Source organism: Pontibacillus yanchengensis (genome assembly GCF_009856295.1).
In the GTDB taxonomy this organism is placed as follows: domain Bacteria; phylum Bacillota; class Bacilli; order Bacillales; family BH030062; genus Pontibacillus; species Pontibacillus yanchengensis_A.
In genome coordinates this window covers 90,892-111,816 of record NZ_WMEU01000008.1, presented here as the reverse complement: position 1 = coordinate 111,816, position 20,925 = coordinate 90,892, and the positions used below count along the sequence as shown (strand labels likewise).

Annotated in this window: 18 protein-coding genes and 1 pseudogene; 11 read left to right on the top strand and 8 right to left on the bottom strand. The window is 37.9% G+C overall.

Annotated features, from left to right (window positions below):
• The first annotated feature begins 338 nt into the window (after positions 1 to 338).
• Positions 339 to 488 carry a hypothetical protein gene (locus tag GLW08_RS18990; RefSeq protein WP_160850202.1) on the top strand — a complete coding sequence of 50 codons (150 nt, stop codon included), beginning with the start codon at positions 339 to 341 and terminating at the stop codon, positions 486 to 488.
• Between the two features lie 381 nt (positions 489 to 869).
• Here GLW08_RS18990 and GLW08_RS18985 read toward each other — a convergent pair whose 3' ends face one another.
• The 3 genes from GLW08_RS18985 to GLW08_RS18975 all read right to left on the bottom strand — a co-directional run bounded on the left by GLW08_RS18985 (position 870) and on the right by GLW08_RS18975 (position 4,995).
• The gene (locus GLW08_RS18985) at positions 870 to 2,237 is read right to left on the bottom strand and encodes a TrkH family potassium uptake protein (RefSeq protein WP_160850201.1); all 1,368 of its coding nucleotides are present in this window, start codon (positions 2,235 to 2,237) and stop codon (positions 870 to 872) included.
• 905 nt (positions 2,238 to 3,142) lie between these two features.
• On the bottom strand, positions 3,143 to 4,441 hold the full coding sequence (locus GLW08_RS18980; RefSeq protein ID WP_160850200.1) for a hypothetical protein: 1,299 nt from the start codon (positions 4,439 to 4,441) through the stop codon (positions 3,143 to 3,145).
• A complete protein-coding gene (locus GLW08_RS18975; RefSeq protein ID WP_160850199.1) occupies positions 4,438 to 4,995 on the bottom strand; it encodes a sigma-70 family RNA polymerase sigma factor in 558 nt (185 codons plus the stop codon). The genes GLW08_RS18980 and GLW08_RS18975 overlap by 4 nt, the downstream gene beginning before the upstream one ends.
• 896 nt (positions 4,996 to 5,891) lie before the next feature.
• Between GLW08_RS18975 and GLW08_RS18970 the strand changes: the two genes are divergently transcribed.
• From GLW08_RS18970 to GLW08_RS18940, 7 genes are all read left to right on the top strand, one after another.
• Complete coding sequence (locus tag GLW08_RS18970; RefSeq protein ID WP_160850198.1) at positions 5,892 to 7,079, top strand: pyridoxal phosphate-dependent aminotransferase; 1,188 nt, start codon at positions 5,892 to 5,894, stop codon at positions 7,077 to 7,079.
• Positions 7,080 to 7,236: 157 nt separating this feature from the next.
• On the top strand, positions 7,237 to 8,934 hold the full coding sequence (gene ilvD, locus GLW08_RS18965) for a dihydroxy-acid dehydratase (RefSeq protein WP_160850197.1): 1,698 nt from the start codon (positions 7,237 to 7,239) through the stop codon (positions 8,932 to 8,934).
• Positions 8,935 to 9,240: 306 nt separating this feature from the next.
• Positions 9,241 to 9,426 (top strand): hypothetical protein, encoded by a 186-nt coding sequence (locus tag GLW08_RS18960; RefSeq protein WP_160850196.1) that lies wholly within the window; start codon positions 9,241 to 9,243, stop codon positions 9,424 to 9,426.
• Between the two features lie 14 nt (positions 9,427 to 9,440).
• Complete coding sequence (locus tag GLW08_RS18955) at positions 9,441 to 9,743, top strand: sodium/substrate symporter small subunit (RefSeq protein ID WP_160850195.1); 303 nt, start codon at positions 9,441 to 9,443, stop codon at positions 9,741 to 9,743.
• A gap of 41 nt (positions 9,744 to 9,784) precedes the next feature.
• Positions 9,785 to 11,452 (top strand): sodium:solute symporter family protein, encoded by a 1,668-nt coding sequence (locus tag GLW08_RS18950; RefSeq protein WP_160850194.1) that lies wholly within the window; start codon positions 9,785 to 9,787, stop codon positions 11,450 to 11,452.
• Positions 11,430 to 13,364, top strand: coding sequence for a DUF294 nucleotidyltransferase-like domain-containing protein (locus GLW08_RS18945; RefSeq protein WP_160850193.1), 1,935 nt, complete (start codon positions 11,430 to 11,432; stop codon positions 13,362 to 13,364). Before GLW08_RS18950 ends, GLW08_RS18945 begins: the two co-directional genes overlap by 23 nt.
• Positions 13,365 to 13,414: 50 nt before the next feature.
• Positions 13,415 to 14,077 carry a 3'-5' exonuclease gene (locus GLW08_RS18940; protein ID WP_160850192.1) on the top strand — a complete coding sequence of 221 codons (663 nt, stop codon included), beginning with the start codon at positions 13,415 to 13,417 and terminating at the stop codon, positions 14,075 to 14,077.
• Between the two features lie 1,012 nt (positions 14,078 to 15,089).
• Here the strand turns inward: GLW08_RS18940 and GLW08_RS18935 are convergent.
• Together GLW08_RS18935 and GLW08_RS18930 are read right to left on the bottom strand one after the other, a co-directional pair.
• Positions 15,090 to 15,518 carry a BrxA/BrxB family bacilliredoxin gene (locus GLW08_RS18935; protein WP_202406271.1) on the bottom strand — a complete coding sequence of 143 codons (429 nt, stop codon included), beginning with the start codon at positions 15,516 to 15,518 and terminating at the stop codon, positions 15,090 to 15,092.
• 33 nt (positions 15,519 to 15,551) lie between these two features.
• Complete coding sequence (locus GLW08_RS18930; RefSeq protein ID WP_160850191.1) at positions 15,552 to 16,706, bottom strand: conserved virulence factor C family protein; 1,155 nt, start codon at positions 16,704 to 16,706, stop codon at positions 15,552 to 15,554.
• 193 nt (positions 16,707 to 16,899) lie between these two features.
• Between GLW08_RS18930 and GLW08_RS18925 the strand changes: the two genes are divergently transcribed.
• The 3 genes and pseudogenes from GLW08_RS18925 to GLW08_RS22020 form a co-directional block, all read left to right on the top strand.
• The gene (locus GLW08_RS18925; protein WP_160850190.1) at positions 16,900 to 17,139 is read left to right on the top strand and encodes a hypothetical protein; all 240 of its coding nucleotides are present in this window, start codon (positions 16,900 to 16,902) and stop codon (positions 17,137 to 17,139) included.
• Between the two features lie 299 nt (positions 17,140 to 17,438).
• Positions 17,439 to 18,371, top strand: a complete 933-nt coding sequence (locus tag GLW08_RS18920) for a glycine betaine ABC transporter substrate-binding protein (RefSeq protein WP_160850189.1) — start codon at positions 17,439 to 17,441, stop codon at positions 18,369 to 18,371.
• A 125-nt stretch (positions 18,372 to 18,496) separates the two neighbouring features.
• Positions 18,497 to 18,773: pseudogene (locus GLW08_RS22020) on the top strand (short-chain dehydrogenase); the annotation flags it as partial.
• A gap of 79 nt (positions 18,774 to 18,852) precedes the next feature.
• Here the strand turns inward: GLW08_RS22020 and GLW08_RS18910 are convergent.
• The 3 genes from GLW08_RS18910 to GLW08_RS18900 form a co-directional block, all read right to left on the bottom strand.
• Positions 18,853 to 19,563, bottom strand: a complete 711-nt coding sequence (locus GLW08_RS18910; RefSeq protein WP_160850187.1) for an amino acid ABC transporter permease — start codon at positions 19,561 to 19,563, stop codon at positions 18,853 to 18,855.
• 3 nt (positions 19,564 to 19,566) lie between these two features.
• On the bottom strand, positions 19,567 to 20,466 hold the full coding sequence (locus tag GLW08_RS18905) for a transporter substrate-binding domain-containing protein (protein WP_160850186.1): 900 nt from the start codon (positions 20,464 to 20,466) through the stop codon (positions 19,567 to 19,569).
• Between the two features lie 139 nt (positions 20,467 to 20,605).
• Positions 20,606 to 20,791: a YqaE/Pmp3 family membrane protein gene (locus tag GLW08_RS18900; RefSeq protein WP_160850185.1), complete on the bottom strand. Its 186-nt coding sequence runs from the start codon at positions 20,789 to 20,791 to the stop codon at positions 20,606 to 20,608.
• Positions 20,792 to 20,925 lie beyond the last annotated feature (134 nt).

Genomic DNA, 20,925 nt, shown 5'->3' with positions numbered 1-20,925 from the left:
ATTTCAAGAGAGAGGTGATGGAAAAGATACTAACGAAAATCCTATTTTGACAGTATTAATGGCGATCATGATTGGAGGTGGAGATTCTGAATTTACTATTTAAACAATTCATGTAGAAAACCCATTTTATACAGCATATAGTTTATAAACTTTTTTATATAAATTCTAAAAAACTAGTGTGAAGAACCGATTAAGCGTGGTATATTTCTAAATAAGCCCTTAGATATTCGTGAGTAACAAACAACGGAATATATCTAAATTAGATTTCAAATTCCTTAGTTTTACTAGCAAATACAAGGGGTATTCTATTATTAAGAAATTTCAAGGAGGGTTACAAAATGAACATGTTTATCAAAGCACGTGAACTTTTCGAAAAGGATTATCAAACTAGCCAAGAGGTTAATCACTACAATGCTTCCATGCAAGGCGGAAAAACAAAAGCAACAAAATCTCAAAATAAACTAAGAAGAAATCCATTCAAGAAATAAAAGGAGCACGGGTTTATTAATATGACATGAAATAGGAAAGTACCTGATTTGCATAAAGAGTAAAAAGCTTTTATTCAATACAGATCACATAGGTACTTTCCATTACTTTGTTTTAGATACTTTTCTTCATTTCTCCGCTCTTTCTTTACTTCGTAAACTGACTATTTAATGATTCTCTCTTTTTATTACCTCATGGATGTTGTAAATCAAATCCTTCAATATCGAACTTCAAGCTTAAGAACATTTACCTCCATAAATCACTCGTTGTCTTTTTCATTGACCCATAACAAGAAAACCTTCCCATATTTGTATAATCCACACATCAATTTCATTTCAAACATTAGAGATATGCAAGCCTATATGTTATTAAATCAATGCTTTTTAACCAATAATCATAGGTTCCTTTGGATAGTGATACTTTGCTCTAGGTGCTTTTCCTCTTAAAATAAACAAAAAGGAAAAGATGCCGATTCGCCCTATAAACATTAGAGCTATGATGATTACTTTCCCAGGTAGGTGTAAATCTGCAGTAATACCTGTAGATAGCCCTGTTGTTCCAAATGCAGAACAAGCTTCAAACATCAATTGAATTAATGTGAAATCTGGCTCAAATACGTTTAACAAAATAATAGCTAAACCAACAATTGTTACTGCAGTATTCACCACGATAAAAGAGCGGAAGATATCTTCAGGATCAATTTCTCTACCAAATACGCGAACGTCTCTTTTTCCACGTGCATATGAAATGACGCTCAATAGGGTAATGGCAAACGTTGTTGTCCGAATTCCTCCACCTACACTACTGGGCGATGCTCCGATGAACATTAAAATACATATGACAAGTAAAGTAGGAACCGTGAATTCGCTGACATCCATAGTAGCCAATCCGCCATTCCTAGTGGTTACGGATTGGAATAGTGCATAAAAGAGCGATTCATGCCAGGACTTTCCTTGAAAAAAGTGAGTACGATCTAACAAGTATATTAATATTGTTCCAACAACAATCAGCAAAGCGAACGTAATAGAAGTTAGCTTGGTGAATAATGAAAATTTAAATAAGTCCTGTTTTTTGTGTGTAAGGTAATCTTTAATTTCAATTAATACTGGAAATCCAATTGCTCCTAGTATTAGGAGAATCATATTAATCATTTGAACAAAATAATCATGTTCAAACATCACTAGGGAAGAGCCAGTTATATCAAAACCAGCGTTGGTGGTTGCACTTACAGAAGCAAACATCCCTTGAATAAAAGCCTCCCCTGCTGTAGGGAAATATTGAATGAAATAAATCCCAAGAATCAATGCACCTATAGCTTCAATCAAAATAATGATGATAAGTATTTGTTTGATTAGGGAGACCATTCCGGAAAAGGTGTTGCGGTTTTGATCTGTTTTTATAAGCTGTCTCCTTTTCAGGCCGATTTTTTGTCCAAGCATGAGCCATATAAACGTTCCTAAGGTCATTACACCTATACCTCCGAATTGAAGAACGAACATCAAAACGAAATAACCTGGTGTGTTAAAAACATCCGGTGTTGAAACAACAGTTAAACCAGTGACACTGACAGCACTAACAGCTGTAAATATAATATCTATAAGGGAAAGATGAACCCCTTCTTTATGTAAAAACGGAAGTCCGATTAAAATGGAAGCGATAATAACGGCAGAAAGATAGAAAATGAATATCACTTGAAAAGGACTTAAGCGGTTAAAGAAGTTATTAAAATTACTAGCAAGAGTATGCGCCATAATAAGTCTCCTCATCTAGAATACTGCCCGTGCTGATTCAATCTATAAGTGGATTTTATACTTTGTTGGAGGAATTTACAATCACTAGTTGTTTTCATTAAAAAAGAGAAGCCTTATTTTCAATAAAAAATCGTGTGTTAATTGGGAATTAAAGTAATGAAATCAATAGAACAAGATTTTATTGATAGTTCCTATATGGATGTTTAGAATCATTCATCAGAATTTATACTTGTTCCTATTGGAAGAGTGCAGTAAGAGAATAAATATTTCCTTATTCTAGTATTTTCCCTATATACTTTACTATTATATACAGCATTATAATGGAGGAGGTTTTTGTGAAAATTTTTTAGAAGGAAGTCGGGTGTATCTAAGACCTATCGAAGAAGACTTGGATCTATTTTATAGAAAAGTGCTTTGGGATAAGGAAGGAAACTAACAGGGACTCAAACGGTGTTTAGTGTGTGCAAAATTGTGATAAGAAAGAATATCAACAGATGATTCTCGGATTGATTTGGTGATTTGGTTACAGGAAACAGATCTACAAATTGGAGAATTAGCGATGGAGAACATTGATCACCAAAATCGTAATTCTGTCGTACGTATTTCCATTTTCGATCATGCGTATTGGGTTAGATGTATGTGCTTTCAATGTAAGGGGAATTATAGCCTACGAAAAATTGGGCTTTAAGGAAGAGGGAAGAATTAAAGATGATCTATACTATAATGGTGTATACCATGAATCTATTTTAATGGGACTTATGAGAAGAGATTATTACCAGATGGGTGATTGATGGAAATAAGAAAGACGCAAGCCTTATTAATAAGATTGCGTCTTTTTCCAGGTGGATGATTTGTGAATAGCCATTCGTGCAGGACGATACGACGATACACAAACGAGGGCCACCTTATTTCCCTTCAAAAAAATCCTTCAACTCCTCAACCGTATGAGCTTTGAATACCATTCCTTCCGTGTCCGTCACCACGGCCACAGGTGCTCGTTTTACGTTGTATCGATTAACGAACCAAAAATCAAAGTTACCAACTGGACCTCTGGAAGATGTATATCCCGTCATTTTAGTACTCAACTGTTCCCTCATGACATCATCCCATTCACTTATTCCTTCATTAGAAGCTTCTCCCTGAATGAGTACGATGTAATACTTGCCTTTTTCCTTAGATAAATATCGCTGCTGAATTTGTCTCTGTCTTTCAGGAGTAAGATATTCAATATAGGCAATGTTGTCGCTGTTAGCTTTAAATCTTACATACATATTGTTGTATTTGTGAATAGTACACATGCTATCGTCCTGGCATTTATACTTCTTTGTTTCTTGAGGATTTCCAAACGTTTTAAGGCTCTCCTGTTTAGTACTTGGTACCTTTTCTTTCCATTCTTCTGTTTTCAATTGATCAACGTACACATGGATCCCATTTACTGTGTGCTGGTTGTCGTCTAACATGACATTAATTGCGAAGGAGCCTTTCTCTCTAAATAGCATAATTGGTCCTTGCTTTTGATCTTCACTTGGTTTGAAAACGTCATCTGTTCTTCCAAGTGTATCGACTACTTTTTGAAAAGGTTGACCAAGCGTTATCCCTGCAAGCATATACTCTCCTAGTGGTGATTTTTCAGTAGGCGGAGTGTGTAAGCTTGTTAAATAGGTTTTTAATTGTCCTTTATTGGATGTTTTGTAGACCATCTGTTTTGAATTAAAAACAAATGCGAGTGGATAACTCGTTTCTTCTCCTTCGTGTGTATAGCGTGAAATTAAGGACTGGGCTTTATTCGAATCCTTATTTAATACACGGGTGTTAGAAACATATTCTTCAATCGGTTGTTTTTTGTAAAGATGATTCCATTCTGTATCTGTTTTGGAGGAATCTGAGTGAACAACGACAACTTGGTACTTTTCCTTGTCTTTTGATACAAAGGGGTCGACAAAAGGCTGTTCACTAGGATCAGCGGGATTGAAATAGTTTTTCCCTCCTATACTCGTGTAGACCATTAATACACAAAGGGCTATAACTCCCACAATACTTGATGTAATTTGCAGGGTGCGTTTAGGATTGTTGAATAACGAAAAACGTTTTTGTTTCTTGGAAAAGACATAATTAGAGATTTTCTGTTTGTCTGATGTGACATCTTTTAGGGAGGAGTTGTTCATAGCTTCTTTTAAATGGGTCAACTTTTCATCTATGTTCATTTGATTGCCTCCTCATACTTTTCTTTTAGCATGTTTCGACCACGATTTAATCGTGTTTTTACCGTGTTAATCTTGATAGATAAGACCTGACTAATTTCTTTTATTTTCATTTCTTCATAGTAATGCATGTAGATGACTTCCTTAAACTTCGTAGGTAGGGACAATACACTTTCTGAAAGTGCTTTGTATTCATAATTAGCAGTGACTATGGATTCTGGGTGATGCGTTTCTATTACTTCTTGATTGTTTCGATCAGGTTGGAACATGAGAAGGTCAATGAATTTCCGTTTCCGTAATTGATCTTTACATTTATTAATTGTGATTCGATATAACCATGTCTTAATAGAAGAATCATTTCGAAACAATTCAATCTTATGAAAGCATGTTAAAAACACATCTTGGGTTACTTCTTCAGCAAGTGGCTGATCTTTAACATATGTGTACGCTAATTTCGTGATGGATTGGTGATATTCTTTGATCAATTGTTCTATGAAGGTTTCTTTTACTCTCTCATCTTGTATAATGTTTTGCAGCTTCTGGGAACTTATCTCCATCCTTATCACTCTCCTCCTATGCATTGATTTGACGCATGTTTTCTAAAATGGTTCCTGAGTTTATGTAAAAATTTTCGAGATTAATATACCACTCCAAGAATTTTATAGAAGAGAGTACGCTGCGACAATAAATATACGAGCAAAGACAAATGATAGATTTATAATAAGATTTATAATAATTGGATTTTTAGTGATATAGATGCTGTCGAGAAGGGAGGGGTACAAGTTTGAAGAAAAAGGGGATAATATACTTTCTATAAAAAATAAAAACAGACTTGCTATAGCAAGTCTGTTCAGATCATATAACTTACGACCCACTCTTTTGATAGTTAAGATCCCAAATGATGCCGAACGGATCCTGAACTTTTGCAAACGTTGCTCCCCAGAAGGTGTCTTGTGATTCCATATGTACCGTGTCGTTTTCTTGTAGGATTATAGTACATTTTAATTTCTTCTTCTGTTTCTAATTCAAGCGCTAAAGAGATATTGTTTCCTACGGTTACGTTGTGGTCTAGGAAGGAATCGGAGAACAAAGTAGAAGCTCTTCTTTTTGAAAACGAGCGTGCATGATGTGGTTATCAATCTCCGGAGGTGTTGGGTAATCAGCTTCTCCAAATGATTCTCCCCTTTTCAACAAATGAAAGGACTGTATGAATTTTATACAACCCCCTTATGTTTTACTTTATAGAAGACTGTAGTAAATTCAACCAATTTTGTGTAAATATTTTCTATTTAAAGAATGCATTGGTCACATTTCCCTAAGTAATTTGCACAATATCAAATATCGAATTCATTCCTCTTTACAAAAGTAAGAACTACATATATTATCAATTATTAGACTTTTCAAAAACATCAGAAAAAATGTTTCTATACTTACCGAGGGAGGCACAGCTATTATGAAAGAATTTAAGCAATCAGATGCAATTCAACGTTTACCAGAGCAATTCTTCGCAAAGCTTGTCAAAAAAGTGAATGAAGCGAAGCAACTAGAAGGGCCAGAAATGATTAATTTAGGACAAGGAAACCCAGATCAGCCAACTCCTGAACATATTGTTCAATCTCTCCAGCAAGCTGCTGAAAAGCCGGAATATCATAAATACTCACCCTTTCAAGGTTTTGATTTTTTAAAAGAAGCTGTGGCGACCTTTTATAAGAGAGAATATGACGTAGATCTTGATCCGGAATCTGAAGTGGCCATTATGTTTGGTAGTAAAACGGGACTCGTTGAGGTTAGTCAGTGTTTCCTAAACGAAGGGGACTTGGCGCTTATGCCTGACCCTGGTTATCCAGATTATTGGTCAGGAGTGGCCCTTGCCAATGCTGAGATGAAAACAATGCCTTTACTAGAAGAGAATGATTTTCTGCCTGACTATACGCAACTTGATCAAGAAACGCTAGAGCGTGCCAAATTAATGTTCTTAAACTACCCTAATAATCCCACGTCGGCTGTTGCTGATCGAGCCTTTTTTGACAAGACGGTGGAGTTAGCAGAAGCCAATGATATTTGTGTTGTCCATGATTTTGCCTATGGTGCGATTGGGTTTGATGGTGAAAAACCACTCAGCTTTATGCAAGTACCGGGAGCAAAAGATGTTGGTGTCGAGATGTACACCATGTCGAAAACATTTAATATGGCAGGTTGGCGTGTGGCTTTTGCTGTGGGCAATCCTAGTGTTATTCAAGCGTTGGAGCTTATTCAAGATCACCAATTTGTTAGTCTATTTGGAGCGGTTCAAGAAGCAACAGCGACTGCCCTTTTGGATTCTCAACAATGTGTAGAGGATTTAGTTGCTATGTATGAGAAGCGAAGAGATATCTTAGTGGAAGGTTTGCAAGAGCAGGGTTGGCATATTGCTCCACCAAAAGGGTCATTTTTTATGTGGATGCGTGTGCCTGAAGGATTCACGTCTGAGTCTTTCGCGGACGATCTAATCGATAAAGCGCGCATGGTTGTAGCACCTGGTATAGGCTTTGGTGATTATGGGGAAGGGTTTGTTCGGATTGGATTGGTTAATTCAGAAGAGCAACTTAAAGAAGCATTAAATAGATTTGAGGCATACAAAAATCAAATGGATATTAGCTAATTAGCGAAGAATAGAATTCCTTTTCTGAATAACAGATATATTCTGAGAATTCTGTTGATAAACAAGATAGAGATTAGTATTATAGTAAATAATCTAAAATTTTTAATAGATATTGAAAACGTATATGATATGTATCTAGTAAGGAAGGATGAAGCATATGGAAAATAACAAAGATCTACGTATCCGCAGTAAAGTGATTAGCGAAGGTGCGAATCGCGTTCCGAACCGTTCCATGTTGAGAGCGGTTGGATTTGAAGATGAAGATTTTAAGAAGCCAATGATCGGTATTGCAAGCACATGGAGTGAGGTAACACCATGTAATATCCATATAGACGGACTTGCTAGACAAGCAAAAGAAGGAGCCGGTAATAGCGGCGGAGCTCCTATGATTTTTAATACGATTACTGTTTCAGATGGAATTGCAATGGGGCATGAAGGAATGCATTATTCCTTACCTAGTCGCGAAATCATTGCCGATTCCATTGAAACTGTATCAAATGCGGAACGTTTAGATGGGGTTGTAGCTATAGGTGGATGTGACAAAACAACACCAGGCTGTGTTATGTCATTAGCCCGTATGAACATTCCTTCTGTATATGTGTATGGTGGGACCATTCAACCTGGAAAATTAAATGGAGAAGATATTGATATCGTTTCCTCTTTTGAAGCTGTTGGTCAGTATCACCAAGGCACAATCAATGACGAAGAGCTACACCAAGTAGAATGTAATGCATGCCCAGGAGCTGGAGCTTGTGGTGGGATGTACACAGCAAACACAATGGCAGCAGCCGTTGAAGCATTAGGTATGAGTATTCCTGGTTCATCATCCACTCCAGCTGTAAATAATTATAAAGAAACAGAATGTCGTCAAGCCGGCGAAATGGTGCTAAACTTATTGGAAAAAGAAATTTATCCGCGCGACATTATGACGAAAAAAGCATTCGAAAACGCCGTTACAGTTGTTATGGCACTAGGTGGTTCTACAAATGCGTTACTTCACCTAACAGCGATGGCTCATTCAGCAGGCGTTGATTTTACGGTGGATGATTTTGAAGAAGTACGTAAACGTGTACCACATATCGCAAACTTAAAACCGAGCGGTAAATATGTTATGCAAGACCTTTATGAAATTGGGGGCGTCCCTGGCGTAATGAAGCTTCTACTAGAGAATGACTTGTTACATGGAGATTGCTTAACCGTAACGGGTAAAACAATTGCAGAAAATCTACAAGTTGTACCTTCATTACATGAAGATCAAGAAGTTATTCGTCCTTTAGATCAACCAATCAAGGATTCTGGACCACTTGTGCTGTTAAAAGGGAATTTAGCGCCTGAAGGGGCTGTAGCTAAAATGTCAGGCCAAACAATCAGTCGCTTTGAAGGTACGGCTAAAGTATATGATAGTGAAGCGGATGCGACACAAGCTATCATGGATAACGAAATCAAAGAGGGCGATGTACTAGTCATTCGTCATGTTGGACCAAAAGGTGGACCTGGCATGCCAGAAATGCTTTCCATTACCGCGATGATTGTAGGAAAAGGATTAGGCGGAAAAGTTGCCCTTATTACAGATGGACGATTCTCAGGTGGGTCTCACGGATTCGTAATCGGACACGTAGCACCCGAAGCGCAAGCAGGTGGCCCCATTGCTTATCTAGCAAATGGAGATACCGTCGTCATTGATAGTGAAACCCAGCAAATCAACTTTGAGGTCTCAGAGGAAGAATACGAACGACGTGTGAAAGAATGGAAGAAACCAGCCTTGAAATACAAAACAGGCGCACTAGCCAAATATGCTAAACTAGTTTCCTCCTCAGCAAAAGGAGCAGTAACGGATTTGGATTTAGATGAATAAAGACGCAAGCACCTCTCCTGAACGGGAGAGGTGCTTTTTTGTATTTGCGTTACCACCCAATGCCACACTACCGCATTAGCACGGCACAGGGGTCTGGCGCCAAAACGAAGAGAGAATCCTTCACTCCGTTAATAATAAAACAAATTAATTTCAAAAAGTTTTATCAAATAGTTGACATTTACTACTAACTTTTAGAATAATAACAATAAAACGAATATTCAAAAAATAAATGGAAGGAGATGATATTGGCATCAAAAAAATTTTCATGCTTTTGGTAGCGCTTTCAAAAAGGGAGGAGTGATGTGGATGTTGTGGATTATCGGGTTTGCTCTGGTAACCATTTTATCGGTAGTGTTTGCTTTGAAAAATAAGAGGCCGTTGTGGTTGGTTGTTCCATTTGCATCGATTCTAGCTTTTATGTTTGTGAAAATTGCAATGGTTCCACTTCCATTCTGGGAAACAGTTCAATTTATCTTTAATTTACGAGGATAAGGGAGGAAAGCAACGTGAAAAAAATTGATAAAAAGGTAGCAGAAAATTATTTTCGTGCAAGAAATACCGCAATCATTATTTACCTCATTATTTGGTTTATCGTGTCTTATGGGGTTGTATTGCTTGCTGAACCATTATCCAATATTTCATTCATGGGAATGCCTCTTCATTATTTCATGGGAGCTCAAGGAGCAATAGTAGTGTTTATTATTCTTTTATTTGTGAATGCGGTAGTGAGCGATAAAATCGATCAGAGGTTCGGTATTGATGACAAGATGAATGAAACAATCAGTGCAGGCAAACATCTAGATCATTAAATGAAAAGCTATAACAAAAAAGATTGTTGAGGAGGTAAACAATGGATGCACAGTTTTTAGTTTCGTTTGCTCTGATTGTTGCTACGTTTGGATTATACATAGGGATTGCGATTTATAACAAAGCGAAGGTAACCTCAGATTTTTATGTGGCAGGGCGTGGAGTACCACCTGTATTCAATGGGATGGCGATAGGTGCCGACTGGATGAGTGCCGCTTCATTCATTGGATTAGCAGGTACCGTCATGTTGCTTGGCTATGATGGTCTCGCCTATATTATGGGGTGGACAGGAGGTTATCTGTTATTAACGTTTTTATTCGCACCACAACTACGAAAATATGGACGTTACACGGTTCCAGAATTCATCGGAGACCGATATCAAAGTAATACAGCTAGATTAATAGCTGCTATTGCAACGATTATTATTAGTTTTACTTATTCTGTTGGTCAGTTGTCTGGATCTGGCGTTGTTATTGGGCGTTTACTTGAAGTAAATGCATCTGTTGGAACACTAATCGGTGTTGTGCTCATTGCCTTTTACTCAGCAATGGGTGGTATGAAAGGGATTACATGGACGCAGGTAGCTCAATATGTTGTATTGATTATTGCTTATTTAATTCCTGTTATCTTTATGGCAATGCAGCTAACCAACAATCCAATTCCTTGGATATCTTATGGTGAAATCGTTAATGAAATGAAGGCAATGGACCAGGAATTAGGGATTACGGAATATGTTATCCCATTCACTGAAAATACCAAATGGCAGTTCCTTGCGCTAATGTTTACATTAATGGCTGGTACAGCAGGTTTGCCACACGTTATTGTACGTTTCTATACCGTTGCAACGATGAAAGCAGCACGCTGGAGCGGGGCCTGGGCACTGTTGTTTATTGGACTTCTTTATTTGTCAGCTCCGGCTTACGCAGCGTTTTCTCGTTTTATTTTAATGGATAGAGTAGCTGGATCATCCATTGATAATCTTCCAGCATGGACGAGATCATGGGTAGATACAGGGAAACTTTCCGTAGCAGATAAGAGTGGAGATGGTGTCCTTCAGTGGTCCGAAATCGTCATCAGTAATGACATTGTAGTAATGGCCACACCAGAGATTGCCAATTTAGGCATATTGGTCATTGGGCTCATGGCAGCAGGGGCCATGGCGGCTGCTCTTTCTACAGCAGGTGGATTAATGATTGCGATATCTGCAGCTTTATCTCATGATATTTACTATCGTTCCATCAACCCTCATGCAAGTGAGAAAAAGAGACTTCTTGTTGGACGTTGGTCGATTGTTATTGCAACAGTAGTGGCAGGATTAGTGGCATTAAATCCTCCTGGAGCGATTACACAGATTGTAGCATGGGCGTTTGCATTGGCCTCAGGTTCCTTCTTCCCAGCATTGTTACTAGGTGTATGGTGGAAACGAGCGAATGGGCCAGGCGTTATTGCAGGAATGGTCGTAGGTTTATCCGTTACGTTAGGATATATCTTTGCTGCGAAATATGGAGGCTTCACGATCCTTGGAATTATTGATACTGGGGCAGGAATCTTTGGTGCTATCGCTGGGGTTGTGACGAATCTCGTGGTTTCACTAGCGACGAAGTCCCCATCTAAACAAGTTCAAGAAGAGGTCATTGATTTACGTTATCCTGAACAAATGACCTACAAAGATGGTGAGGTATGGATGGATGACTCATCACACTCCTCCTAAAGATTATCATGTAAAAGAGAAAGTGAAGGAACACCCTATATTTCAGCATCTCTCAAGTGAACAATTTGAAGAGCTTTATCAAAATTGTCAAGAACGTCTTTATAAACAAGGAACAATGATTGCTGATGCTCAAAAAAGAAGAGAGGGAATTCTTCTAGTGGTAGATGGTACAGCAGAAGTCTGTGCCGCAGGGGAAGAACAAGAGCTTTCGGAAGTACTAGAAGTTGTCCAAACCGGGGAAATCCTCGGTTTGGGTAGCTTGCATACATTTTTGGAAGCTCATTCTTTTGATGAGTATGCGTACATGGTTGGAATTCGAGCCGTAGATTCAGTAGTAGGACTTTTTGTTCCTTATGCTGTGTTGGAGGTCCTATGGGAAAAAGAAGAAATTCGTACGTATTTCTTGCATGAGGTGGTTACGCGTTTAAAGGATGTCTATGTCTCGTTAGCAGAACAAGTGAAACTAGCGCAGCAGTTTGGGGAAAGTGAACCTTTCCTTCGACGAGTACAAGATATTATGACCGTTCCTGTGCTTACAGTGGAAGAGCATCAATCTATTCAAGAAGCAGCAAAACGGATGACTTCTATCAAAGCAAGTTCAGTTGTAGTCGTTAATTCTGATCAACTTGTAGGATTGGTTACTAAAAATGATTTGATTGGTCGTGTCATTTCTACAGGCCGATCTGTTGAAGAACCAATCCGAAATGTAATGACACGTTCTCCGCTTACCATTCATAAATCCAATTATTATTACCAGGCACTATCTGGGTTGATTTTAAATGGAGTTCATCATTACCCTGTCTTGGATGATAACCAAAAAGTAGTTGGAATGATTACGTTATCTGATTTACTACGCAAAAAGAATTATCAAATGTTTTCGGCTATACACAAAGTGGAACAGCTTAACCAACATAATTTACATGAGGTTAAACATGAAATTTATACAGTTGTATCTATTATGATGAAAGACCAAGTCCCAGTTGCGCATATTCTCGATGTGATCACCCAGTTGTATGACCGTTTGGCACGACGAGCCGTAGAACTTGCTATTCAGTCTCTAGAAGAAAAAGGTGAAGGGAAGCCACCTGCATCATTTGTGTGGTATCAGATGGGGAGCGCAGGTCGTGGGGAACAATTTGTGTTGACGGATCAAGACCACTTCCTTGTTTATGAGGATGGGGAAGATGACCAAAAGGAAATGATAGATGAATATTTTAATAAACTAGGTAAGGAAATTACGAACTTTTTATTGCAAGCTGGATATGAACGTTGTCCGGGCGGAATGATGGCAAGTGAAGAAGAATGGCAGGGGTCTCTATCTCAATGGAGCGCTACGCTACGAGGATGGTCCATTAGAGCAACAAACGATGCGATGCTTAAAGCGCAAAATTTTTTCTCGTTTCGAAAAGTGTATGGATCACAAAGCGTACATCAATTGTTTTTATCGTTGATTCAACAAAATATAGAACGCTCTCATATTATGCTCCATCGTCTTGCTCAAGTTGAAAAAGAAAACCCCATTCCTAATCTAGGACAGCCGATTCGTTCAATGTTGAAACTGAATCGAAAACAATTGGATGTAAAAAAAGAAGTATTGTTTCCTTTTCATCATGCTTTGCAAATTCTTTCCCTGTCTAACTTAATTATGGAGGGAACAACATTTGAAAAACTTGAAAAGCTTGTGAAGCAACATGTAATTACTGAAGAAGAAGGTAAGGAAGTTTCTCAGGCTTTTTCACAAGTGATGTCTATTTATATGAAGCACAAATGGGATAATCTGTCGAGTGAGTCTTCGTCTTCATCTATAATTTTGTTTAGTCGATTGGCAACATGGGAGAAAGAATTATTAATCAATGCTCTAAAGAGATTGAAAATCATACAAAGTAGAATGTATAGTACATTTCCTATCTAATACTAGCTAGCAAGTATAGGTTTTTCAAGATGTAGGGAGGAGAAGGGGATATGTTAAGAAGTCGTAGTAGATTCCGTTATACATTAGAAGAGGACATTCCTCTATCCACGTCATTAAGAGAACTTTCGTTTGTTGTTGTCGATACAGAGACCACAGGGTTCCAAGTAGAGAAGGAGGATCGACTTATCGAAATTGGAGCAGTAGGTATAGAACATCTTCAAGTAAAAGAGGAGACAGCATTTCAATCTTACATTAATCCACATCGATCAATCCCTGCTACGATTGAACAGCTAACCCATATAACAAATGATCATGTTGACGACGCCCCAGCTGCTAAAGAGGTTATTAAGGATTTCTTTCAATACGTCGAAACTACATGTACACCTTGTTTAGTTGGCCATAATATCGGCTTTGATGTAACCGTGTTTAAACAAGAGTTAAAACGAGCAGGCTACAAAATAAAAAAACCTAAAGTGATCGATACACTAGATTTAATTCATACAGTACGCCCCCTCCTAAAAGGAAAAGACCTAGAGGAGTACGCTGACATTTTTCAAACCCCATTAGTAGATAGACATACTGCAAAAGGCGATGCCCTCACTACGGCATATTTATTTTGTGAATTGGTGAATCAACTAGGTAAACGCGGCTATCACACATGGGGAGACCTCCTCCAAATTACAGAATCTAAACATAGACGTAAATACCTCTAACGGGTAGGTGCCAGCCCCCGCCGCTGTACAACGTTGATGCTATAGAGTGGTGGGGGTCTGGCACCGAAAATCTACATTGTAGCTTAAGTAGTTTAGTTTTAGAGTACAAAAGTGTATTTTGTACCTTTAATTGAACTACTTTTTTAATATGTGTTTGCGGACTAAATCGTAGGGTTAATTGTAATTGAAATCGCATAACTAATTATGGAATTTAAAAAAAATTGTATTTTTAATGGTAAGAAAAATCGTTATTAATCTAACTGGTAGAATATGGAATAATAATTTCTATGATTTTTAGTTTGAAGAGGTGAAAAATGAATAATAAACTACCCGATTGTTTGTATATAAAGATTTCTTTTATTTAATAGAATTATCGGAAGGCTCTGTTAAATCCTGTTGCTGATATTTGATTAAATTGTACAACCGTTCTATTATAGGGTTGTCAAATAATGGAAAATTAGAAATTTAAAGGTATCGTGGAAATGTACAATACTTTTCCCTATACTCGTAAAAAAACAAAGAAAGATTAAGGAAAGAAAGCCTCACAGACATAGTGGCTACGCTAAGAAACGGGGCATAAGTAAGGAAAAAGGTATGTATATTAAGAGGCCGTGATAAAAGAACTTTCTCGAAGACGTTAGGTATGGTCGTTTAACAAAAAAGCAATTGGAAAAGTCAATTTGGCATAAACTTTCAAATGAAATTTTCAAGTCATCAACTGTCGGGTCCTTTAGCTCAATAAGACAATTCTTGTTACCTTTATTCTCGGAGTCATAAATACCAAACGATAGGGGGGTTATAGAATGAGTTTACCGAAAACATGGAACGTTAGTTGAAGAAAAGTGAGCATTTTCGGATAAGGGGTGTTCATTTTAATTCAAATTATATGGGTTTTTGCCAATAAAAAAAGAGCATCGAATTGGGTTGCAATTCAATGCTCAATTTATATCGCGCTTTTAATGTTTGTTCTCCAAAACTGAATTACTTAATTGTAGCTGGAGTGTTTCTGTTATTAACAATATTGATTATATGCTTGTGTTAAGTTTGCTAGGATTTCTTCTGGTTCGTGGTCTTCAATGTCATCGCGTGGGATGAAATGAAGGACTTTGCCGTTTTCCACTAATGCCATGGAAGGGGAAGATGGTTCATACCCTTCGAAATATTCTCTCATTCGATTGGTTGCTTCGCGGTCTTGACCTGCAAATACAGTTACAGCGTGTGTTGGGCGCTTCTCGTTATTCAATGATTCTTTCGCTGATGGACGAGCTAAGCCAGCTGCACATCCGCAAACTGAGTTTACTACGACTATCGCAGGCCCCTCAGCAGTTGTCATGAATTGATCTACCTCTTCAGGGGTTGTTAACTCTTGAAAGCCCGCTGTTGTAAGTTCGTCGCGCATTGGTTGCGCCATTTGTCTCATATATTCTTCATATGCGTTCATGATATTCCTCCTCTATAACGTGCTACTTTTTAGCTATCCGTTATTTTTTCTTGCTTGTGTCATTTGATGCCAAACAGAGCCTTTTGCTTCTTCGCCGCCTTCAATGCGTTGTAATGCCATTTTGGCTTGCATTCGTACCTCGAATTCCGGATCTTCAATTGCCTCGCGTAAGGCATGGAGGGCACGTTCATCTCCTACTTCATATAAAAACATAGCTGCTCTCCATCGGACAAGCTTATTTTTATCAGATAACGAGTCAATCATTTCTGGTGTTGCTTCCGGAAAACCTAAATCGGAAATACAGTCTCCTGCTGTGCGGCGAACGGTAACGGATTTATCCTTAAGTGCTGTATATAAATAAGGTAATACTTCTGGTTCTTCAATCATACCAAGATAGGCAGTTGCAAGTCGTCTAATGGAAGCTTTCTCATCTTGTAATGCCTTCTCGAGAATAGGCAAGTCAGCATACGTTGGATTCATTCGGTCTAGAGCAGCATAGCGGACCTTCCAATCAGGATCATCCAATGTTTCGAGTGATATGGCACTCTTGTCGTTCTCTTTTGTCTCATGATCACCAGGGTCTACTTCGAAAGCGCGTTGAACTAGTTCTTTCAAACGCTCTTCATCATAACTGGCGGTAAGTTCTTCGACGACTTCTGTCTCAATGTCGCTCATGTCACCAAATCTAGGGTTTTGTTCGACCCATTGGCGTTCCATAACCATATTTGAAGAGGCTGGTGATGCTTCCATAGCAGCATTCATAAATGATTCAGGTAAGCCTCCACGTTTTTCTTGATCCCCTTCTTCGAGCTTGACCTGCATAGGTATGCCACGGAACATTTGTACATATACCTTAACCTCACCAAAAGAGTCTTCAGTGGAAGCATTTCTTTGGTTGTTTGTTTCTTGTTCCTCTTCTTCGTTTTCTAACGTTCCAAAAACGTTTCGTGTTTTAGGAAGGATGTCTTCCCAAGCGTATTTTGGATGTCGATCTAAAGCAATAAAGTCCATTACATGGTAAAGACTTTTAACCCCGTCAATGTCTAGAAGGCTTTGAATATAAGCAGGTGCATCATCTATTGCATCACCTTGTTTATAATTTTGTGTTACGCCCTCTGGAAGTTTTTCATCTAAATTGATTTTCATCGAATTGGGGCTAGGTGTCGGTTCGATAGACACGATTTTCATAATGAACCCCCTTTACATCTCACTACATGTGATTTTAACAAACTATAACAGTACATTCCATTACAAGAACTGATAGTGAACGACTTTAGAATCAGAATAACTTTTCAAAACACTTTTCTGAAATAAAAATGTTTATATGAAAAGGGGGGGTGGGAAAAAGTACTATAGCTATTCAATAAAGGAGTAGATAAGAATGACCGAAAAAAGACTAAACACATTAAAACCTGGAGAAAATTATACTGCACAAGAACTTGATAGCTTTGTAAGTACAACAGATGTCGTATTACTATCTAATAATGACAATCAACTGTTTACGGATCCAGAACGTGAATACAAAGTAACGATGGAATTCAATGGCTTTTTTGAACATTCCTCAAATGATGGTGAAAAGTATTTCCGCGAAAAGAAAGCTTATGTTGTAGAAAAAGTATAGTACATGAGAAAGGAGTTCCCTCACTTTAAAGTGAGGGAACTTTTTTTGGTCCTATTCGAGCTTCTCTACTAACAATCCTGAGATAATGCTAGATATAAATACCTCCTAATCTATTATTTTCAATTAGTAGATTTGATTTATCGTTAAGAATTAGTTAAACTTATTTTATATCAACTTTCTGTACAGACTGTTTACCTCATACAAAATATTTCGTATAATATTTTTTGTAATTTTGGGAGAATATAGTCAAGCAACCATTAGAATTTTTATAGGACAATTTTAGGAGGGACATAAACATAATGAATAACTTTAAGAAGTTAATTCCAGCACTATTCTTAGGAATGCTGTTACTACTAGCTGCATGTGGTGGCGGCGGTAACGAAGAAGGGTCAAGTGGCGACAATACAGAAGGAAACGGAGAAACATCAGAAGAAGGTACATCTGGTGAAAAAGGCGAAATTAAAATCGGTCTAAATAACTGGGCTGAGAACGTTGCAGTTTCAAATATGTGGAAAGTTATCCTTGAGAACAAAGGGTACACAGTAGATCTTACACAAGTTGAAAAAGGTGCTTTATATACAGCCCTTGAAGGCGGTGACTTAGATGTAGGTTTAGAAGTATGGTTGCCTAACACAGACAAGCCATTCTATGAGCAGTATAAGGATTCTCTTGCATGGCATGATGTTTGGTTTGAAGGTACTACATTAGGTCTAGCAGTTCCAAGTTATGTGGAAGATGTAAACAGTATGAATGACCTTAAAGGGAAAGCTGATATGTTTGGTGGTAAAATTGTAGGTATTGACGCAGGTGCAAGTCTTATGAAGCTAACCCAAGATGCTCTTAAAGATTATGAGCTTGAGAATTATGAGCTTCAATCTTCTTCTGGTCCAGTTATGACAGCTGAGCTTGGTAAGGCTGTTGAAGATGAAGAACCGATTCTTGTTACGCTTTGGAAGCCTCACTGGGTATTCGCTGAATACGATGTGAAATTCCTAGAAGATTCTAAGAAGGTTTATGGCGAGAAAGAAGATATTAACTGGGTTTCTCGTAAAGCATTTGCTGACGATCAACCACAAGTAACAGAATCATTAAACACATGGAAAATGGATGACCAAAGCCTAGGAAGCCTTATGAATACAATTAAAAAAGAAGGCGACCCTGCAGTTGGCGCTAAGAAATGGGTAGAAAACAACCAAGACTTAGTGAAAGAATGGACATCTTCTATTGAATAATAAGCACTAAACAAAAATTCTGCTCTCTTTTGAGGGCAGAATTTTTATTGTGAAATATTTTAGCAGGAGATTAATCATCTATACCGAAAGTTTTTATCGAGTGCATTTAACTTAAGGTCATCTAGTTGTTACCCTTAGAAGGAAAAACTGCTGTAGTGGCAGGAGCTACCGTATATTGTACAGGTAGAAGTACTGAAGGCAATCCATCTTCCATGAATCGTCCTGAAACAATTGTTGACACTGCAGAAATGGTTAGTGCTAATGGCGGGATTGGTATTGCAGTTCGTACAGCACACCATTGAAAAAGAAGTACAGGCTCTGTTTAATCGAGTGAGAGAAGAACTGGGGAAGCTTGATATATTAGTTAAAGATACTTGGGGTTCAGACTCATTGATAGAATTTCTACTATATGTATTAATGAAACTCCATAAAAAGAGCATCAAATTGCTCGACAATTCAATGCTCGAAACGGGATTTATAGCTACTTTTTATAAAAATCAAATCTTCTTTCCAAGTATTCTTGAAAAGTAGCGATAAGGACACATAAGGGCCAATAAATAAATGCGACTAATAGATAAAGGGTCATCGAATCAGCCGTTCGTCCAATAACAGTTTGCGCTTTTTGAATCATTTCTGGAACAGAGATAACGGCTGCTAGTGAGGTTGCTTTAACGATGTCTAAGAAAACGTTTGTTAAAGGTGGCATTGCTACTCTTACTGCTTGAGGAACAATAATATGCCATAGCGTTTGCCATTTACTTAAACCGAGAGCACGAGATGATTCCCATTGACCTTTTGAGACACTACTAAGAGACGCACGGATAATCTCTGCTATATAAGCTGCGCTGTTTAGGCCAAAGCCTATAATCGCAGCGGTGAATGCTGAAAGAGTGATTCCGATAAAAGGAAAACCGAAGTAGAGGATAAATAAGAACACTAATATGGGTGTACCTCGCATGAACGATATATATAAACGAGATGGCCAACGTAAAAAAATCGATGTGGAGGTTCGCCCAAGAGATAAGAAAAACCCTAACACTAAACCGATTGCCATCCCGATGAACGAGATGGCAATCGTTAAAGGTAGTCCTTCTAATACAACCGGAAGGCTCTCCCAAGCTAGCTCAGGGTTAAAGAGCTTATCAAATTCAACTTCCTGCCAGAATGTAGGACTTACCAGTAAATTCAACATACCTTAAAAGTCTACTCCTTCAATTTCTCTAATTTCTTTGTCAGGCTTTTTAGAGGCATCCTTACCAACGAAGAATTCTTTTGAAATCTTAGTAAGTGTTCCGTCTTCTCTAAGCTCTGCTAAAGCTTCATTAATCTTTTTCTGTAACGTTTGGTCCTCTTTACCAAGTAATATTCCTTGTTCCGTTGGATGGAAACGGATATCAGGATGGAGCACTAAATCAAATTGAGGCATTGCTTTAAGTGCGATGCTTTGTAGGTAATAATCGTTAATAACGGTATCGGTACGGCCATTATCTACATCTCGTAAATACACATCATTGGTGGCGTTTCCGTAAGTCACTACTTCAGCACCGAAGTGACGAGCAATATCACTAAATACAGTTGTAGCTCCACCACCAGCTTTTTTACCTTCAAGGTCCTCTAATGTTTCAATGCCACTTAAATCTTCTTCCCGTACAATCATGGTTGTATAGGAATATTTGTAAGGTTCACTAAATGAGTAAGTATCTTTTCGTTTCTCAGTGATTTCAATATCGTTAATGGCTGCATCAATTCGCCCACTTTTTACTGCGGAGAATAGACCGTCAATTCCGATTTCTTGAAATTTCACTTCTACTCCAAGCTTCTTCGCTACTTCACGCATAACTTCAACGTCATAGCCGGATAATTGATCTGAATCCTCTGGGTGGAAGGAAGTAGCGTAAAGTGTTCCAGAAGTACCGACAACAATTTCACCTTGTTCTTGAACTTTTTCCCAATTCTTTTGTTTTGTTTCTTTATTTTGTTCTTCGCTTTTTTCTTCATTAGACGCTTCTGTTGACTCAGAGCTTGAACCACCACAAGCAGACAATACAAGAAGAAAAGCTAAGCTAAATAGAAATAAAAATCTATAATTTCTCATGAAAGTGTCTCTCCTTTTCTTGATGTAAATTACCTTCATTACTATAGCAATCTACTAGCGTAATTTCAAGTTGACCGGGTTACAAAAAAAGAGTATCCCTAGTTTGGAATACTCTTTTAGAGATTGTTTTTATCATGTTTTATTGGGCTTGTGCGTACTTCTTCATTCTTCGATCATCTTTACTATCTTTTACGACTAATGCAGCATGTACTGCTCCAGGAACCCAAAGAGCCATGGTAAGCAATAAATTTAGAAAAGCTTGGAATGGTTTACCTACAAATAATACGGCTACAGGTGGTAATAGTATAGCTAGTAAATATAACATGATTGATATCCTCCTATGATGTGTTTCTAATAACTCGTTTCCCGAAAATATAATAAGGTATGCATCCATTCATATAATAATTTGTTAATAAAGCGTTTTTCCTGATATATAAGGGTATGTGAATGAAATTTTCT

Excerpts from the sequence above, each read along its gene's own strand:
- GLW08_RS18990 (WP_160850202.1), top strand. The coding sequence starts at position 339 with ATGAACATGTTTATCAAAGCACGTGAACTTTTCGAAAAGGATTATCAA.
- GLW08_RS18985 (WP_160850201.1), bottom strand. The coding sequence starts at position 2,237 with ATGGCGCATACTCTTGCTAGTAATTTTAATAACTTCTTTAACCGCTTA.
- GLW08_RS18980 (WP_160850200.1), bottom strand. The coding sequence starts at position 4,441 with ATGAACATAGATGAAAAGTTGACCCATTTAAAAGAAGCTATGAACAAC.
- GLW08_RS18975 (WP_160850199.1), bottom strand. The coding sequence starts at position 4,995 with ATGGAGATAAGTTCCCAGAAGCTGCAAAACATTATACAAGATGAGAGA.
- GLW08_RS18970 (WP_160850198.1), top strand. The coding sequence starts at position 5,892 with ATGAAAGAATTTAAGCAATCAGATGCAATTCAACGTTTACCAGAGCAA.
- ilvD (WP_160850197.1), top strand. The coding sequence starts at position 7,237 with ATGGAAAATAACAAAGATCTACGTATCCGCAGTAAAGTGATTAGCGAA.
- GLW08_RS18960 (WP_160850196.1), top strand. The coding sequence starts at position 9,241 with ATGTTGTGGATTATCGGGTTTGCTCTGGTAACCATTTTATCGGTAGTG.
- GLW08_RS18950 (WP_160850194.1), top strand. The coding sequence starts at position 9,785 with ATGGATGCACAGTTTTTAGTTTCGTTTGCTCTGATTGTTGCTACGTTT.
- GLW08_RS18945 (WP_160850193.1), top strand. The coding sequence starts at position 11,430 with ATGACTCATCACACTCCTCCTAAAGATTATCATGTAAAAGAGAAAGTG.
- GLW08_RS18940 (WP_160850192.1), top strand. The coding sequence starts at position 13,415 with ATGTTAAGAAGTCGTAGTAGATTCCGTTATACATTAGAAGAGGACATT.
- GLW08_RS18935 (WP_202406271.1), bottom strand. The coding sequence starts at position 15,518 with ATGAACGCATATGAAGAATATATGAGACAAATGGCGCAACCAATGCGC.
- GLW08_RS18930 (WP_160850191.1), bottom strand. The coding sequence starts at position 16,706 with ATGAAAATCGTGTCTATCGAACCGACACCTAGCCCCAATTCGATGAAA.
- GLW08_RS18925 (WP_160850190.1), top strand. The coding sequence starts at position 16,900 with ATGACCGAAAAAAGACTAAACACATTAAAACCTGGAGAAAATTATACT.
- GLW08_RS18920 (WP_160850189.1), top strand. The coding sequence starts at position 17,439 with ATGAATAACTTTAAGAAGTTAATTCCAGCACTATTCTTAGGAATGCTG.
- GLW08_RS18910 (WP_160850187.1), bottom strand. The coding sequence starts at position 19,563 with ATGTTGAATTTACTGGTAAGTCCTACATTCTGGCAGGAAGTTGAATTT.
- GLW08_RS18905 (WP_160850186.1), bottom strand. The coding sequence starts at position 20,466 with ATGAGAAATTATAGATTTTTATTTCTATTTAGCTTAGCTTTTCTTCTT.
- GLW08_RS18900 (WP_160850185.1), bottom strand. The coding sequence starts at position 20,791 with ATGTTATATTTACTAGCTATACTATTACCACCTGTAGCCGTATTATTT.